The sequence below is a fragment of the Thermocatellispora tengchongensis genome (assembly GCF_014202315.1).
In the GTDB taxonomy this organism is placed as follows: Bacteria; Actinomycetota; Actinomycetes; order Streptosporangiales; family Streptosporangiaceae; genus Thermocatellispora; species Thermocatellispora tengchongensis.
Genome location: NZ_JACHGN010000008.1, coordinates 63,933 through 78,688 on the forward strand (window position 1 = coordinate 63,933; position 14,756 = coordinate 78,688).

At 73.8% G+C, this 14,756-nt stretch carries 11 protein-coding genes; 8 read left to right on the forward strand and 3 right to left on the reverse strand.

Features of this window, described 5'->3' with window-relative positions:
• Positions 1–12 precede the first annotated feature (12 nt).
• On the reverse strand, positions 13–993 hold the full coding sequence (locus HNP84_RS19655; protein WP_185051222.1) for a sulfotransferase family protein: 981 nt from the start codon (positions 991–993) through the stop codon (positions 13–15).
• A gap of 168 nt (positions 994–1,161) precedes the next feature.
• Between HNP84_RS19655 and HNP84_RS19660 the strand changes: the two genes are divergently transcribed.
• The 3 genes from HNP84_RS19660 to HNP84_RS19670 all read left to right on the forward strand — a co-directional run bounded on the left by HNP84_RS19660 (position 1,162) and on the right by HNP84_RS19670 (position 7,779).
• Positions 1,162–4,041, forward strand: coding sequence for a helix-turn-helix transcriptional regulator (locus HNP84_RS19660; protein ID WP_185051223.1), 2,880 nt, complete (start codon positions 1,162–1,164; stop codon positions 4,039–4,041).
• Positions 4,042–4,220: 179 nt separating this feature from the next.
• Positions 4,221–5,327 carry an alpha/beta hydrolase gene (locus tag HNP84_RS19665; protein WP_185051224.1) on the forward strand — a complete coding sequence of 369 codons (1,107 nt, stop codon included), beginning with the start codon at positions 4,221–4,223 and terminating at the stop codon, positions 5,325–5,327.
• Between the two features lies 1 nt (position 5,328).
• Entirely contained in the window at positions 5,329–7,779 is a 2,451-nt protein-coding gene (locus HNP84_RS19670) for an FAD-dependent oxidoreductase (RefSeq protein ID WP_185051225.1), read from the forward strand.
• Positions 7,780–8,139: 360 nt separating this feature from the next.
• Here HNP84_RS19670 and HNP84_RS19675 read toward each other — a convergent pair whose 3' ends face one another.
• A complete protein-coding gene (locus tag HNP84_RS19675) occupies positions 8,140–8,505 on the reverse strand; it encodes an SgcJ/EcaC family oxidoreductase (RefSeq protein ID WP_185051226.1) in 366 nt (121 codons plus the stop codon).
• Between the two features lie 91 nt (positions 8,506–8,596).
• Between HNP84_RS19675 and HNP84_RS19680 the strand changes: the two genes are divergently transcribed.
• Complete coding sequence (locus HNP84_RS19680; RefSeq protein WP_185051227.1) at positions 8,597–9,262, forward strand: TetR/AcrR family transcriptional regulator; 666 nt, start codon at positions 8,597–8,599, stop codon at positions 9,260–9,262.
• A 16-nt stretch (positions 9,263–9,278) separates the two neighbouring features.
• Here the strand turns inward: HNP84_RS19680 and HNP84_RS19685 are convergent, their stop codons facing one another.
• The gene (locus HNP84_RS19685) at positions 9,279–9,896 is read right to left on the reverse strand and encodes a TetR/AcrR family transcriptional regulator (protein WP_185051228.1); all 618 of its coding nucleotides are present in this window, start codon (positions 9,894–9,896) and stop codon (positions 9,279–9,281) included.
• 72 nt (positions 9,897–9,968) lie between these two features.
• Here HNP84_RS19685 and HNP84_RS19690 point away from each other — a divergent pair, with 72 nt between their 5' ends.
• From HNP84_RS19690 to pgm, 4 genes are all read left to right on the forward strand, one after another.
• Positions 9,969–10,763 (forward strand): MBL fold metallo-hydrolase, encoded by a 795-nt coding sequence (locus HNP84_RS19690; protein WP_185051229.1) that lies wholly within the window; start codon positions 9,969–9,971, stop codon positions 10,761–10,763.
• Between the two features lie 106 nt (positions 10,764–10,869).
• Entirely contained in the window at positions 10,870–12,108 is a 1,239-nt protein-coding gene (locus tag HNP84_RS19695; protein ID WP_185051230.1) for a DNA polymerase domain-containing protein, read from the forward strand.
• Positions 12,109–12,166: 58 nt separating this feature from the next.
• Positions 12,167–12,847: an NUDIX domain-containing protein gene (locus HNP84_RS19700; RefSeq protein WP_246518396.1), complete on the forward strand. Its 681-nt coding sequence runs from the start codon at positions 12,167–12,169 to the stop codon at positions 12,845–12,847.
• A gap of 114 nt (positions 12,848–12,961) precedes the next feature.
• Positions 12,962–14,602, forward strand: coding sequence for a phosphoglucomutase (alpha-D-glucose-1,6-bisphosphate-dependent) (pgm, locus tag HNP84_RS19705; RefSeq protein ID WP_185051231.1), 1,641 nt, complete (start codon positions 12,962–12,964; stop codon positions 14,600–14,602).
• Positions 14,603–14,756 lie beyond the last annotated feature (154 nt).

Genomic DNA, 14,756 nt, shown 5'->3' on the forward strand with positions numbered 1-14,756 from the left:
GCCGGGCGGGTCTCAGGCCCCGCGGGGGCGGCCGTTGCGGGCCTGGCGCTGGCCGGTGGGGCGGGTGCCGACGAGGCCGCCGGAGCGTTCGCGGGGCCGGAGCCAGTCGCCGAAGTCCTCGCCGGTCAGGCGCTGGAGCAGGGCCACGTCGTCGGCGAAGGCCGGGATGAGGGCGCGGCGCTGCTCCCAGGTGAGGGGGCGGCGGGGTCGGCCGCGCTGCTGCAGGCGGCCCTCGACCGACTCGGCGAAGGCCCTGGCCGGGCCCGGGGGCAGGATCGACTCGGCGGCGCGCAGCGAGCGCGAGAGCAGGCGGTGGGTGAGCGACGGGTCGGGGTGGGCGGTGACGTTCTCGCGCGGCACCTCGGTGATGACGCCGGTCTCCACGCCGAGGAAGGCGCAGATGCGGTCCAGGGCGCGGGCGGGGGTGTCCACCAGGTCGCGGTAGCGGAACACCAGCACCTGCTCGCGCGGGAACAGGGAGTACAGGTGCTCAAGCTGCTCGCCGTACCGGCCGAGGGACAGATAGTGCCAGAACGGGGCCCATCCGGCGGCGATCCTGCGCGGCTCCTCCGCGCACGCGCGCACCACGTCGCCGATCGGCTCCAGGCCGGCCGACCACAGGTGGGTCCAGTTGGAGTGGGCGCGCTCGACCGGGTCGCGCAGGACCACGATCAGCCTGGCGCCGGGGATGGCGGCCCGGATGCGGCGCTGCGCCGCGCGGTCGTACAGGTAGAAGGGGGTGGACTCGCCGCACAGGGCGCCGGGCGGCGCGCCCTCGAACAGCGCCAGGTAGTCCTCGCGGCGCCAGACGTGCTCCCGGTACGTACGCGCGTCGCCCGGCCCGCCGCCGGTCGGCGGCGGCCCGTCGGTGAGGAAGAACTTCGGCTCCTTGACCGCCGACATGTGCAGGCGGGGGTGCCGCGCCAGCGCGGCGTGCAGCGCGGTCGTGCCGGCTTTCGGCGCGCCGATGACCAGGAAGTCGGGTAGGGGCATCGGGCGTCCTCCCCATAAAAACCTGCATTACCGACTTTATATCCATTAAATATAGCCGTGCGCGGGAGAACGGCAAGCGACCTCGCCGCACCGGCTGACGAATCCCGCCGGACGCGCAATCATGTTCATCGGTTCCGGTCGGTCCTCGGTGGGAAGGGCGCACCCCCCATGTCTCCACGCGTCAGTACCGCCCTGATCGGGCGGAAGGACGCGTTGCGGGCCTTCGAGCAGGCCGTCGAGGCGTCCTCCGCCGCAGGGTTCGGGTTCGTCGCCGTCGCCGGCGACCCCGGTGTGGGCAAGTCCCGGCTGCTCGCCGAGCTGTTCCGGCTCGCGCAGGACAGGGGGATGCGGGCCTGGACCGGGCGGGCCGCCGAGTTCGAGCAGGAGCTCCCGCTCAGCCCGCTGATCGACGCCCTGGACGACCACCTGGACGAGTCCGGCGCCGAGCTGGCCGGGCGGGTGCCGCCCGCGACCATGCGGCTGCTGGCCGCCGCGTTCCCCTCCCTGGCCGCCCGGGTGCCCGCCGAGGGCGCCGGCGCGGGGACCGCCGACGCCACCGGGCTGGTCCGCTACCGTCTCTACCGCGCGGTGCGGCTGCTGCTGGAGGAGCTGGCCGCGCCGTCCGGGCTGGCGCTGATCCTCGACGACGTGCACTGGGCCGACGACACCTCGATCGAGCTGCTGGACCACCTGGTACGCCACCCGCCGCGCGGGCGCGTGCTGCTCGCCGTCGCCTACCGCCCCGCCCAGGCCGGGCCGCGCCTGGCGGGCATCGCCGCCAACGGCGTACAGGTGCCGGTCGGGCCGCTGACCCGGGCCGAGAGCGACGAGCTGCTCGGGCCGCAGGTGAGCGCCCCGATGCGGCGCCGCCTGTACGAGGCCAGCGGCGGCAACCCGTTCTACCTGGAGGCCCTGGCCCGCATGGGCGAGCCCCCGGCGGTGGACGAGGCCGGCAAGGGCGAGCTGCCGCCCGCCGTGCTGGCCGCGCTCGACGGCGAGCTGCGCGGGCTGTCGCCGGATGCGCTGCTGGTGGCCAGGGCCGCGGCGGTGACGGCCGACGAGTTCGAGCCGGCCGCGGTGGCGGTGGCCGCGGAGGTGCCCGAGGACGTGGTGCTGGGCGCGCTGAACGAGATGGTCGCGCGCGACCTGGTGCGCCAGGCCACGCCCGGCCGGTTCCGGTTCCGCCACCCCCTCGTACGCCGCGCCGCGTACGGGTCGGCGGCCCCCGGCTGGCGCTACGCGGCCCACGCCCGCCTGGCCGACCACCTCCAGGCGCTCGGCGCGCCCGCGCCCGCCCGCGCGCACCACGTGGAGCGTTCCGGCAGGTACGGCGACCGCGACGCGGTGGCCACCCTGGTCGAGGCGGCCCGCGCGGTGTCCGTACGGGCCCCGGCCAGCGCCGCCCACTGGCTCCAGGCCGCGCTGCGCCTGCTGCCCACCACTGGCGACGAGGCCGGGCAGGACCGCCTGGAGCTGCTGCTGGAGCTGGCCCGGGTGCAGAGCGTCAGCGGCGGCCTGGCCGACGGCCGCGACACCGCGCGCGAGCTGCTGCGCCTGCTGCCCCAGGACGACTACACCCGCCGCGCCCGCGCCGCCCGTCTGTGCGCGCTGATGGAGCGCCAGCTTGACCGCCCGCACGAGGCCCGCGCGCTGCTGCTGGACGAGCTGCGCCAGATGCCCGACCCGCGCGCCGCCGCCGCGGTGCCGCTGCGCATGCGGCTGATCGCCGAGAGCCTGATGCGGGTCGACTTCCGCGCCGCGCAGGCCGTGCTGGACCTCATGCCCGACTCGGGGGAGGACTGGGAACCCGGGCTGTCCATGGCGGTGGCCGCGCTGCGCGCGATGCCGGCCTACGCCGACGGGCGCATGGCCGACGCCATGCGCCACATGGACGAGGCCGACAGGCTGGTCACCTCCTCGCCCGACGAGCACCTGGCCGAATGGCTCGACGCCATCGCCTGGCTGTGCTGGACCCAGACCAGCATGGGCCGCTTCGCCGGGGCCGTGCGCCACTTCGAGCGCGCGGTGTCGGTGGCCCGCGCCACCGGCCAGGCGTACATCCTGGCCAACCTGCTGGCCGGGCAGGCCAAGACCTTCACCCTGATCGGCCGCCTGGCCGACGCGCGGGCCGTGGCCGAGGAGTCGGTGGAGGCCGCGCGGCTGCTCGGCAGCGGCCAGCAGCTCGTGTTCGGGCTCACCCAGCAGTGCCTGGCCGCCAGCTGGTCCGGCGACGACGAGGCCGCGCTGCGCGCGGGCGACGAGGCGGTGACGGCCGGGGTCGGCGGCGGCGAGGTGTGGGGCGCGATGGCCCGCTACGCCAGGGGAGTGGCGCTGATCAACGCTGGCCGGTACGCCGAGGGCGCCGCGGCCGTGCGCGAGGCGTGCGGCGAGCTCGGGGCCAAGCCGCGCCTGGACCGCGGCACCCTGCTGTCGTGCTGCGAGGCGCTGGCCCAGGCCGAGGCCGCGCTCGGTCACGTCGGCGAGGCCGCCGACTGGGCCGCGAGGGTGCACGGCCTGTCGCGTCCCGACCTGCCCACCTTCGACGGCATCGGCCGGCTGGCCCGCGCCCACGCCGCCAGGCCGTCCGACCCGGCCGCCGCCGCGGCGCTGGCCGACGAGGCCGCCGCGCTGCTGGCGGGCGAGCGGCGCATCGACGAGGGGCGCGCCCTGCTGCTGGCCGGGATCGCGCACGGCGAGGCGGGCCGGCGGACCGCGGGCCGCGACCGGCTGCGCCGGGCGGCCGAGCTGTTCGCCCGCTGCGGCGCGCGCAACCTGCACGCCCAGACCGTACGCGAGCAGCGCCGCCTCGGCGTGCGGGTGCCCGGCCCGGTGCCCGGCCCGCAGGGGCGCGAGAGCCTGCCGTACGGCCTGTCGCCGCGCGAGATGGAGATCGCCGAGCTGGTCGCCCAGGGCCTGACCAACCAGCAGATCGCCGAGAAGCTGTTCCTCAGCGTCCGCACGGTCGAGACCCACCTGTCCAAGGTGTTCGCCAAGCTCACGGTCACATCGCGGGTGGGCGTGGCCAACGCCCTGCACAACCGCCCGTGAACCGGAGCCGAACGAGGGGTTGACCGCGGCGGAGATCGCGGTGACCCTCGATCTGGGGCACCCGGCTCCCGAACCCCGCCCGTGGTTTTCCGGTCTCAGGAAATACGGGTTTTCCACGATGCCCACATACCGGGGTGGGCGTGCATCGTGGGGGCGTTCGGATCGCCGGAGGAGACGACATGGAGCACCGCATACCCCGCTTCACGCTGGAGGGCGTCAAGGACGCCGACGTCTCGGTGCATCCGTTCTCCACCGAGGACGAGCTGGGGCTGAAGCTGACCCGCTTCCGCCGCGACGGCCACGACGGCGACGTCGTGCTGCTCGTCCACGGGCTGACCTCCTCCAGCGACATCTTCGTGATGCCCGAGATCCGCAACATGGCCTCGTTCCTGCTCGACAACGGCTTCGGCGACGTGTGGGCGCTCGACTTCCGCATGAGCAGCCACTTCCCCTACGACGTCGAGACCCGCGACGACAGCCTCGACGACATCGCCCTCTACGACCACCCGGCCGCGCTGGCCGAGATCCGGCGGCACGTCGGCGCGGATCGGCGCATCCACGTCATCGCCCACTGCCTGGGCTCGCTGTCGTTCACCATGGCGCTGTTCGCGGGCACCACCGGCCCGATCGCCAGCCTGGTCTGCAACAGCGTGGCGCTCACCCCGCGGGTGCCGCGCTGGTCCCGGCTGAAGCTGGCCTTCGGCGCCACCGTGTTCGAGTACCTCATGGGCCTGCCCTACATCGACCCGCGGTTCCACCACGCGCCGCCGCTCACCCGCAGGTGGCTGTTCGCGCGCGCGGTCTCGCTGTTCCACCCCGAGTGCCGCGAGCCCGCCTGCCACATGCAGAGCTTCATGTGGGGCAGCGGGCGCCCGGCGATGTACGTCCACGCCAACCTCGCCCGCGAGACCCACACCCACGAGCGGCTGGCCGACCTCAACGGCGCCTCGGGTGTGCACTACTACCGGCACATCCGCAAGATGGTCGCCGCAGGGCGCGCGGTGAGGCGCGACCCCGGCGACCCGCGCCACGCCGCCCTGCCCGACGACTACCTCTCCAGGGCGCGCGGCGTGGACACCCCGATCCTGCTGCTCACCGGCGACCGCAACCGGGTCTTCACCGACTCCAACATCGTCATGCACCGGCTGCTGGAGAAGGCCGCGCCGGGGCGGCACGAGCTGCAGGTCCTGCCCGCGTACGGGCACATCGACCCGATCATCGGCAAGAACGCCCACGCGGACGTCTACCCGCTGATCATCGACTTCCTCAAGCGTCAGGCGGGCTGAGATGGCGGCGGCGGCACAGGGGCGCGGCGCCGGATCCGAGCACGTGGACGCGGTGGTCGTGGGGTCGGGCTTCGGCGGGTCGGTCGCGGCGTACCGGCTCGCCGAGGCGGGGCTGTCGGTCGTGGTGCTCGAACGCGGGCGGGCGTACGCGCCGGGCGACTTCGCGCGCACCCCGGCCCAGATGAGCCGGGCCTTCTGGGATCCGGCCGCGGGCCTGTACGGCATGTTCGACGTGTGGGGGTTCCGCGCGTTCGACTCGGTGGTGGCCAGCGGCCTGGGCGGCGGGTCGCTGATCTACGCCAACGTGCTGCTGCGCAAGGACGAGCGCTGGTTCGTGCGCGAGCACCCGCTGCCCGGCGGCGGCTACGAGAACTGGCCGGTCACCCGGGCCGACCTCGACCCGCACTACGACGAGGTCGAGCGGATGATGGGCGCCACGCCCTACCCGTTCCACCTGCCCGCCTACGCCGGCACCGAGAAGACCCACGCGATGCAGGACGCCGCGGCCGAGCTGGGCCTGGAGTGGCGGCTGCCGCCGCTCGCGGTCAGCTTCGCGCCCGAGCCCGGGGCCGAGCCGGCGATCGGCGTGCCGATCACCACGCCCGCCTACGGCAGCCTGCACGGCGACGCCCGCCGGCTCACCTGCCGGTTGTGCGGCGAGTGCGACATCGGCTGCAACGACGGCGCCAAGAACAGCCTGGACCACACCTACCTGTCCGCCGCCGTCCACCACGGCGCCGACGTGCGCACCCTGCACGAGGTCCGGGCGATTCGCCCGCGCCCGCGCGGCGGCTACGAGGTCGACTACGTCGTGTACGCCCCCGAGGCGGGCGAGGGGGGCGAGGGCCGCGAGGAGCGGGCCGCGGCGGGCATGGGCCCGGTGCGCACGATCGGGTGCGAGCGCCTGGTGCTCGCCGCGGGCACCTACGGCACCGCCTACCTGCTGCTGCGCAACCGCGCCGCGTTCCCGGGGCTGAGCGGCGCGCTCGGCACCCGCTTCTGCGGCAACGGCGACCTGCTCACCTTCCTGACCCGGGCCACCGACCGGGGCCGGGTCCGCCCGCTCGACGCCAGCCGCGGGCCGGTCATCACCAGCGCGATCCGGCTGCCCGACGAGCTCGACGGGGTGCCCGGCGCCGGGCGCGGCGCCTACATCGAGGACGGCGGATACCCGGCGTTCGTCGACTGGTGGGTCGAGGGCGCCGACGTCGGCGGCGCGGTCTCCCGGGCCGCCCGGTTCCTGTTCGAGCGCTTCCTCGCCTTCTTCGAGACCGCGCCCGACACCAACCTGTCGCGGGAGCTGTCGGAGCTGATCGGCGAGGGCAAGCTCTCGGTCAGCTCGCTGCCCCTGCTCGGCATGGGCCGCGACGTCGCCGACGGCATGCTGCGCCTGCGCGACGGCCGGCTCGACGTCGAGTGGTCCACCGCCACCAGCGAGGCGTACTTCGAGCGGCTGCGCAAGACCATGCAGCGCATCGCCGACGTACTGGGCGCCGAGTACGCCGACAACCCCACCTGGTTCCGCAAGAGGATCATCACCGTCCACCCGGTGGGCGGGGCCCCGATCGGGCGGCATCCCGGCGAGGGCGTGTGCGACCCGTACGGAGAGGTCTTCGGATACCCCGGGCTGTACGTCGCCGACGGTGCGGCGATGCCCGGCCCGGTCGGGACCAACCCCTCGCTCACGATCGCGGCCATGGCCGACCGGATGTGCTCGCGGCTGCTGGACCGCCGGCACGCGGGCGCCTCGGCGGGGAGCAGGCCGGTGGGCGCCACCGCCGGCCTGGCGGGTAAGGGAGGGGGCGACGCGATGTGCGGTCGCGGCCCGTCCGGCGACCGAGGGGGCCGCCGCGACGACCGCGATCGCACGTCGCTGTCGTTCACCGAGGAGATGAAGGGCTTCTACCGCGAGGGCGTGCGCAACCCCGGCCTCCTGGGCGACCGGTTCTCCTTCCGTCTCACCATCACGGTGGACGACGTGGACCGGTTCCTTGAGGACCAGGAGCACCTCGCCCGAGCCGAGGGCTGGATCGACGCCGACGCGTGCGGGGGCCGGCGTCCGGTCGAGCGGGGCTGGTTCAACCTGTTCGCGCCCGGCGGCGCGCCGGACCGCCGTCTGATGAGGTACCGCCTGTACTTCCGCGACGGCGCGGACCTGCCCCGCACGCTCTCCGGCTGGAAGAACGTCTTCCACGGCCCGCCCACCGACATCTGGCCCGCGACCACCACCCTGTACTTCCGCGTCCTCGACGGCCACGTCGCCGAGCGCGACGACGACCACGCCCCCATCGTCGGCGCCGGCACCCTCAACATCGAGCTGGGCGACTTCGTCCGCCAGCTCCTGTCCTTCCGCACCGAGGGCCCCGGCGGCCTCGCGGCCCTGGAGCGCTTCGCCCGCTTCTTCGCCGGCAACCTCTGGGACATCTACGGCCCCGACGGCAACCACACCTGACGGGCCGTCGGGCGGGTCCTCCGGCGGCCGTCCGACGAGCTACGGGCCGGCACGTGCACGGCCCGGCGTGCCAGGGTCCGGCACGCCGGCCGTGACTCTCCTCACGTGCCGGCCCGGCCCCTACGGCGTCGCCCACCCACCGCACCCCCACGCCGCACGACAAGGCCCCGCTGACGAGGCCCCCGCCCACAGGGGCCCGCTGACAAGGGCCCGCTGACAAGGGCCCGCCCGCAAGGCCCCGCTGACGAGGCCCCGCCGACAAGAACCCGCCGACAAAGACCCGCCGACAAAGACCCGCCGACAAAGACTCACCGACGGGCACCCCGTTCACGTTCCGTTCACGTTCCATTCACGTCCCGCTCACGAGCGCACGATCGGGGTCGTCTGGGCGAGCGCGATCCGCCAGGTGCCCTCGTCCTTCACCAGCACGAACGTCAGCGCCCCCTCGCGGCCGTCGTTGACGTGCTTGACCAGGGTGGCCAGGGCCACGTCCGGGCGCAGGAACGTGACATCGAGCAGTTCGTTCCTGGTGAGGACGTCCTTCAGCGGGGTCTCCAGCGCCTTGGCCATGACCTGGCGTACCTGCTCGCGGCCCTGCAGCCGGATGCCGGTGAAGTTGACCAGGGACACGTTCTCGGTCAGCAGCCCGGTGAAGCCGTCCACGTCGTTCTGTAGTTCCTCGGCGTCGCGCACGACCCGCTCGATCGCCTCGATGTCGGCGTTCATGACCCACCTCCATTTTCGCGGAGCGATTCGCTCCGGTATGAGCACACTATTGCGGAGCGAATCGCTCCGCAACTTGGTAGAGTCGCAGGCGATGACGCCACGCAAGGACCTCGCCGAACGCAACGACCGCGCGCTGCTCCAGGCCGCCCGCGACGTGCTGGCCGAAGACGGCGCCCACGCCTCGGTCGCCGCCATCGCCGCCCGCGCCGGTGTCGGCATCGGCAGCCTCTACCGCCGCTACCGCACCAAGGAGGAGCTGTTCCAGCGGCTCAGCGTCCTGTCGCTGGACCACTGGAACCGGGCCGCGGAGGAGGGGCTGGCCGACCCCGACCCCTGGGCCGGGCTCGCCGGGTTCGTCCGGAGCTGCGTGGAGTTCGGGCAGGGATCGCTCGCCCCGATCGCGGGGACCATCGAGGTGACCGAGGAGATGAGCGCCAAGTCCCGCCGCGGCGACGAGCTGCTGCGCGACCTGGTGCGGCGGGCGCACGAGGCCGGAGTCCTCCGGCCCGACGTGACGGCCGTGGACATCTCACTCCTGATCGAACAGATGGGTCGCTCCCCGCTGGTCGACCAACTGCGCAAGCAGGCCCGCGACGACCTGCTCCCCGCCGCCTTCGAGGCCCGCCGGCGCCTGATCGCGATCGTGCTCGACGGGCTCCGCCCCGGGCGCCCCGCACTGCCCGGAAGCCCGCCCGGCGAGGAGATGTTCACCGGCCGCTGGGCCCCGGACGCCGCCGCCGGAACCTCCCCCGCCTAGCGGCCCGGCGCCTCCCTCACCCCTGCCCCCGGCCGGGGCGGGAGGGGCCGAGGGCGGCGCGCATGAGACGCCGGGCGCGTGCCGCCGCCGTCTCGTCGCCCAGCAACTGGATCTCCTGATTGGCGGACATGGCGATCCCCGACAGCAGCGAGACCAGGTCGCCGGCGTCGAGCTCCGCGCCGATGTCGCCCGCGGCCTGCGCGGTCACGATCTGCTCGCGCAGGAAGCCGTGCCAGCGGGTCACGGTGTCGCGAAGACGGGTCCGCAGCTCGCCCGGCCGCCCGTCCAGCTCGCAGGACGCGGCCGTGACGAAACAGCCGTTCGGGAACGGGCTGTCGGCGAGGTAGGCGCACCACGCGTCGATCACCGCGTGCAGGCGGGCCAGGCCCGGGTCCGCGGCGAGTGTCGGCGCCACCACCGCGTTCGTGAACATGTCCACCGCCTCGGCCAGGACGGCGGCCTGGAGGCCGGCCCGGGAGCCGAAGGGGCCGATCACCCCGGCCTTGCTCATGCCGAGTGTTTCGGCCAGGGCCCCGATGGTCAGCCCGGACAGCCCTTCGCCGGAGGCGTGGCTCACGGCGGTGCTGACGATGCGCTCGCGGGTTCGCCGGGCCTCCTCGGCCGATCTCCTCATGCTTCCCGAGTTTAGCGAACGTGCGTATGCTAAGTTTAGCGAACGGTCGTACGCTAAAGAGAGGGTGAGCCGATGCGCATCCGATGGCTGGGGTGGGCCGGGGTGGAACTCGAAGCGCAGGGCGAGAGCCTGGTCATCGATCTGCTCGGCCGGCCCGAGGGCGTCCTGGAGGGAACCTCCCTCACCGCACCGCTGCCGAAGGTCACCCGTCCGCGTACCGAGGGCGACGTGCTCGCCGGGCTCTGCACCCACCTGCACCGCGACCACACCGACGCGGGCGCCCTCGCCCAGGCGCTGCGCCCCGGCGGAATGGTGCTCCATCCCGAGTCATACGGCGGCGACGACCACGAGAACCTGTGGACGCTCCAGGCCGACGCCGAGCTCACCAGGTGGAACCTGCCCCGGCGGCCGATGGCGCCCTGGCAGACCACCACGATCGGGCCGTTCTCGATCGCGGCCGTCCCCGCCGTGGACGCGCTCGGAGACCCGCAGGTGTCATGGGCGGTCGAGGCCGGCGGCAAGCGCGTGATCCACCTGGGCGACAGCATGTTCCACGGCTACTGGTGGCGCGCCGCCCACCGCTACGGCCCCTTCGACGCCGTCCTGACGCCCATCAACGGCCCCACCATATGCTTCCCGCACTGCCGACCGCCGAGCCCTTACCCGGCCTCGCTCGACGCCGAGCAGGCCGCCGTGGCCGCCCGCCTGCTGGGCGCGAAGGTCGCGGTCCCGATCCACTACGACGGCTTCCACATCGACGGCTTCTACCGCACCCAACCCGGCGAACTGTCCCGCTTCCTCGACGCCGCCTCCGCCGAGACGTACCAGGTCCTCACCCTAGAGCAGGGCGAAGACGCGACCATCTGAAGCCGCCCGGTCCACCCGGTCGTCGTCACGCACATGGACACCCGTCCCGGCGGCTGTTCGTCGTCTCGTCCGGGGAATGTCGGGGGCGGCGCGTAGGGTGTGGGGTATGGCTGAGGCGCAGGTCATCGAGGTCGCGGGGCGGGACGTGCGGGTGACCAGCCCCGAGAAGGTGATGTTCCCGCGCACCGGGCACACCAAGCTCGACCTGGTGCGTTACTACCTGGCGGTGGCCGAGGGGGCGCTGCGGGGGGTGGCCGGGCGGCCGATGATCCTCAAGCGGTTCGTGCGTGGGGTGGAGGAGCAGGCGTTCTTCCAGAAGCGGGCGCCCGAGAAGCGTCCGCCGTGGGTGGAGGTCGCGACGCTGAGCTATCCGTCCGGGCGCACCGCCGACGAGGTGGTGGTGCGCGATGAGGCGGCGCTGGCGTGGGTGGTCAACCTCGGGTGCGTCGATCTGAACCCGCACCCCGTGCTCGCGGGCGACCTCGACCACCCCGACGAACTGCGGATCGACCTGGACCCGGTGCCGGGCGTGGAGTGGGCGCAGGTCGTCGAGGTGGCGCTGGTGGTCCGCGAGGTGCTCGACGGGTTCGGGCTGACGGGCTGGCCGAAGACGTCCGGGTCGCGCGGGTTCCATGTGTACGCCCGCATCCGGCCTGAATGGACCTTCGCCCAGGTGCGCCTGGCCGCCGAGGCGGTCGCGCGCGAGGTCGAGCGGCGCGCGCCCGGCGTCGCCACCAGCAGGTGGTGGAAGGAGGAGCGCTCGGGGGTGTTCGTGGACTACAACCAGAACGCCCGCGACCACACCGTGGCCTCGGCCTACTCCGTGCGGCCCACGCCCGACGCCCGGGTCTCCACCCCGCTGTCCTGGCGCGAGGTGCGCGAGTGCGACCCCGGGGAGTTCACGATCGACACCGTGCCCGGCCGGTTCCGCGAGATCGGCGACCCCTGGGCGGGCATCGGCGAGTCGGTGGGCTCGCTGGCCGCGCTGCTGGAGTTCGCCGAGTCGCTGCCGCCCGCGCCCACCGTGGAGAAGGGCACGATCCCGGTCATCGAGATCGCCCGTGCCAGGCACAAGGACGAGGCGATGGCCGGGCTGGAGCGGTGGAAGGCCCGCCACCCGGGCGTCGCCGCCCGCCTGCGCCCGGCCGACGTGCTGGTCGACTCGATGCGCGGCAGCAGCTCGACCTGGACCCGCATCCGCGTCAACCTGAGCCACGTCCCCGAGGCCGAGCGCCCGCCCCAGGAGCCCCTGGAGGTCGACTACGACCCGTGGGCCGCCTTGCGCGACCGCGAGCCCGGCGCCGATCCCCGGCAGGGCCGCGCCGGGCGGGGCGACGCCCGATAGGATCGGCGGTCGTGAGCGGCGACGCGGGGGGGATCAGATCCGGCGGCAGGGCGCGGCGATGCCGAACGATGCGGTCATGCGGCAGGGCGCGGTGACGCGGGATGGCGCGGTGACGGGGTCCGGTGCGGTGACGGGGCACGGCGCGGTGACGGGTGAAGGCGCGGTGATGGGTGAAGGCGCGGTGACCGGGTCCGGCGGGGTCATTCGGCGGCTCGGCTCCGAGGTCGTGTACGCGAACGCGTGGATGAGCGTGCGCGAGGACGAGATCGAGCGCCCCGACGGGTCTCGCGGCATCTACGGTGTGGTGGACAAACCCGACTTCGCGCTGGTGATCCCGATGGAGGACGACGGCTTCCACCTGGTGCAGGAGTTCCGCTATCCGGTGGGGCGGCGCACGTGGAGCTTCCCGCAGGGGACGGTGGCGGACGTGACCGATCCGGTGGCCATGGCGCGCACCGAGTTGGCCGAGGAGACCGGGCTCGGCGCGGGGCGCATCGAGCCGCTCGGGCGGCTGGACAACGCGCACGGCACCCTCGCACAGCGCTTCCACGTCTTCCTGGCCACAGAGCTGGCCCCGGGCGAGCCCCGCCGCGAGCACACCGAGCAGGACATGGTGCAGCAGTGGGTGCCGCGCGCCGAATTCGAGCGGATGGTCCACGAGGGCGAGATCACCGACGGGTGCTCGCTGGCGGCCTACGCGCTGTTGCTGATGCGGGGGCAAGGCCGCGTTGCCGGGTGAATCGCGTTGCCGGGTGAATCGCGTTGCCGGGTGAGCCGCGTGCCGGGTGAATCGCATCGCCGGGGGTACGGATGGGGCGTCGAGGGCGACTAGGGATCGAGGAGTGCTGAGCTGATGGTGCACGAGCGAGCCGGAACGCCCGCACGGGCGTCCGATCTGGTGGACGTGGCCCGTCTTGTCACGGCGTACTACGCGCTGCATCCCGACCCCGAGCGGCCCGAGCAGCGGGTGGCGTTCGGCACGTCGGGGCACCGGGGCTCCTCCCTGGCCGCCGCGTTCAACGAGGACCACATCCTGGCCACCAGCCAGGCCATCTGCGAGTACCGCGCAATGAAGGGCGTGGACGGGCCGCTGTTCGTGGGCGCCGACCCGCACGCGCTGTCGGAGCCGGCCAGGGTGTCGGCGATCGAGGTGTTCGCCGCCAACGGCGTGCGGGTGCTGCTCGACTCCCGCGACGGCTACACCCCGACCCCGGCGGTCTCGCACGCGATCCTCACCCACAACCGCGAACGCGCCTCCGGGCTCGCCGACGGCGTGGTGATCACGCCCTCGCACAACCCGCCCGCCGACGGCGGGTTCAAGTACAACCCGCCCAGCGGCGGCCCGGCCGAGACAGACGCCACCTCCTGGATCCAGGACCGCGCCAACGCGCTGATCGCGGGCGGGCTGAAGGAGGTGCGCCGCATCCCGTACGAGCGCGCCGTCGCCGCCGACACCACCGGCCGCTACGACTTCCTCGGCGCGTACGTGGACGACCTGCCCTCGGTGCTCGACCTCGACGCGATCCGGGCGGCCGGCGTGCGCATCGGCGCCGACCCGCTCGGCGGCGCGAGCGTGGACTACTGGGGCGAGATCGCCGAGCGGCACCGGCTCGACCTGACCGTGATCAACCCGGACGTCGATCCCACCTGGCGGTTCATGACCCTCGACTGGGACGGCAAGATCCGGATGGACTGCAGCTCCCCGTACGCGATGGCGTCGCTGATCGAGAACCGCACGGCGTACCAGGTCTCCACCGGCAACGACGCCGACTCCGACCGCCACGGCATCGTCACGCCCGACGGCGGGCTGATGAACCCCAACCACTTCCTCGCCGCCGCGATCTCCTATCTGTACGCCCACCGCCCCGGCTGGCCCGCCGCCGCGGCCGTGGGCAAGACCCTGGTCAGCAGCAGCATGATCGACCGCGTGGCCGCCGACCTGGGCCGCGAGCTGGTCGAGGTGCCGGTCGGGTTCAAGTGGTTCGTCGGCGGGCTGCTGGACGGCACGCTCGGTTTCGGCGGCGAGGAGAGCGCGGGCGCGTCGTTCCTGCGCCGTGACGGCTCGGTGTGGACCACCGACAAGGACGGCATCATCCTGGCGCTGCTCGCCGCGGAGATGACCGCCGTGCTCGGCGAGACGCCCAGCCAGACGTACGCGGGACTGGTCGCCCGCTTCGGCGACCCGGCGTACGCCCGGGTGGACGCCCCGGCCAGCCGCGAGCAGAAGGCGGCGCTGGCGAAGCTGTCGGCCGACGACGTGACCGCCGAGACCCTGGCCGGCGACCCGGTGACCGCGGTGCTGACCACCGCGCCCGGCAACGGCGCCGCGCTGGGCGGCATCAAGGTGTGCACGGCAGAGGCGTGGTTCGCGGCCCGCCCGTCCGGGACCGAGGACGTGTACAAGATCTACGCCGAGTCGTTCCGGGGCCCGGGCCACCTCGCCGAGGTGCAGGAGGCCGCCCGCGCCGTCGTGGACGCCGCCCTGTCGGGGTGACCGGGCGCCGGGCGGGTTTCGCTCGGCTCTCAGTCGCCGGCGGGAGCGCCGGGCGGGTCTTACTCACCCATGGTGGCGGAGCGCCGTGCGGGTTTCGCGAGGCTCTCATTCGGCGGCGGGAGCGTTGGGCGCGTCTCACTCACCCACGGTGCCG

Excerpts from the sequence above, each read along its gene's own strand:
- HNP84_RS19680 (WP_185051227.1), top strand. The coding sequence starts at position 8,597 with ATGACGCCACGCAAGGACCTCGCCGAACGCAACGACCGCGCGCTGCTC.
- HNP84_RS19660 (WP_185051223.1), top strand. The coding sequence starts at position 1,162 with ATGTCTCCACGCGTCAGTACCGCCCTGATCGGGCGGAAGGACGCGTTG.
- HNP84_RS19655 (WP_185051222.1), bottom strand. The coding sequence starts at position 993 with ATGCCCCTACCCGACTTCCTGGTCATCGGCGCGCCGAAAGCCGGCACG.
- HNP84_RS19665 (WP_185051224.1), top strand. The coding sequence starts at position 4,221 with ATGGAGCACCGCATACCCCGCTTCACGCTGGAGGGCGTCAAGGACGCC.
- HNP84_RS19690 (WP_185051229.1), top strand. The coding sequence starts at position 9,969 with ATGCGCATCCGATGGCTGGGGTGGGCCGGGGTGGAACTCGAAGCGCAG.
- pgm (WP_185051231.1), top strand. The coding sequence starts at position 12,962 with ATGGTGCACGAGCGAGCCGGAACGCCCGCACGGGCGTCCGATCTGGTG.
- HNP84_RS19670 (WP_185051225.1), top strand. The coding sequence starts at position 5,329 with ATGGCGGCGGCGGCACAGGGGCGCGGCGCCGGATCCGAGCACGTGGAC.
- HNP84_RS19675 (WP_185051226.1), bottom strand. The coding sequence starts at position 8,505 with ATGAACGCCGACATCGAGGCGATCGAGCGGGTCGTGCGCGACGCCGAG.
- HNP84_RS19695 (WP_185051230.1), top strand. The coding sequence starts at position 10,870 with ATGGCTGAGGCGCAGGTCATCGAGGTCGCGGGGCGGGACGTGCGGGTG.
- HNP84_RS19700 (WP_246518396.1), top strand. The coding sequence starts at position 12,167 with ATGCCGAACGATGCGGTCATGCGGCAGGGCGCGGTGACGCGGGATGGC.
- HNP84_RS19685 (WP_185051228.1), bottom strand. The coding sequence starts at position 9,896 with ATGAGGAGATCGGCCGAGGAGGCCCGGCGAACCCGCGAGCGCATCGTC.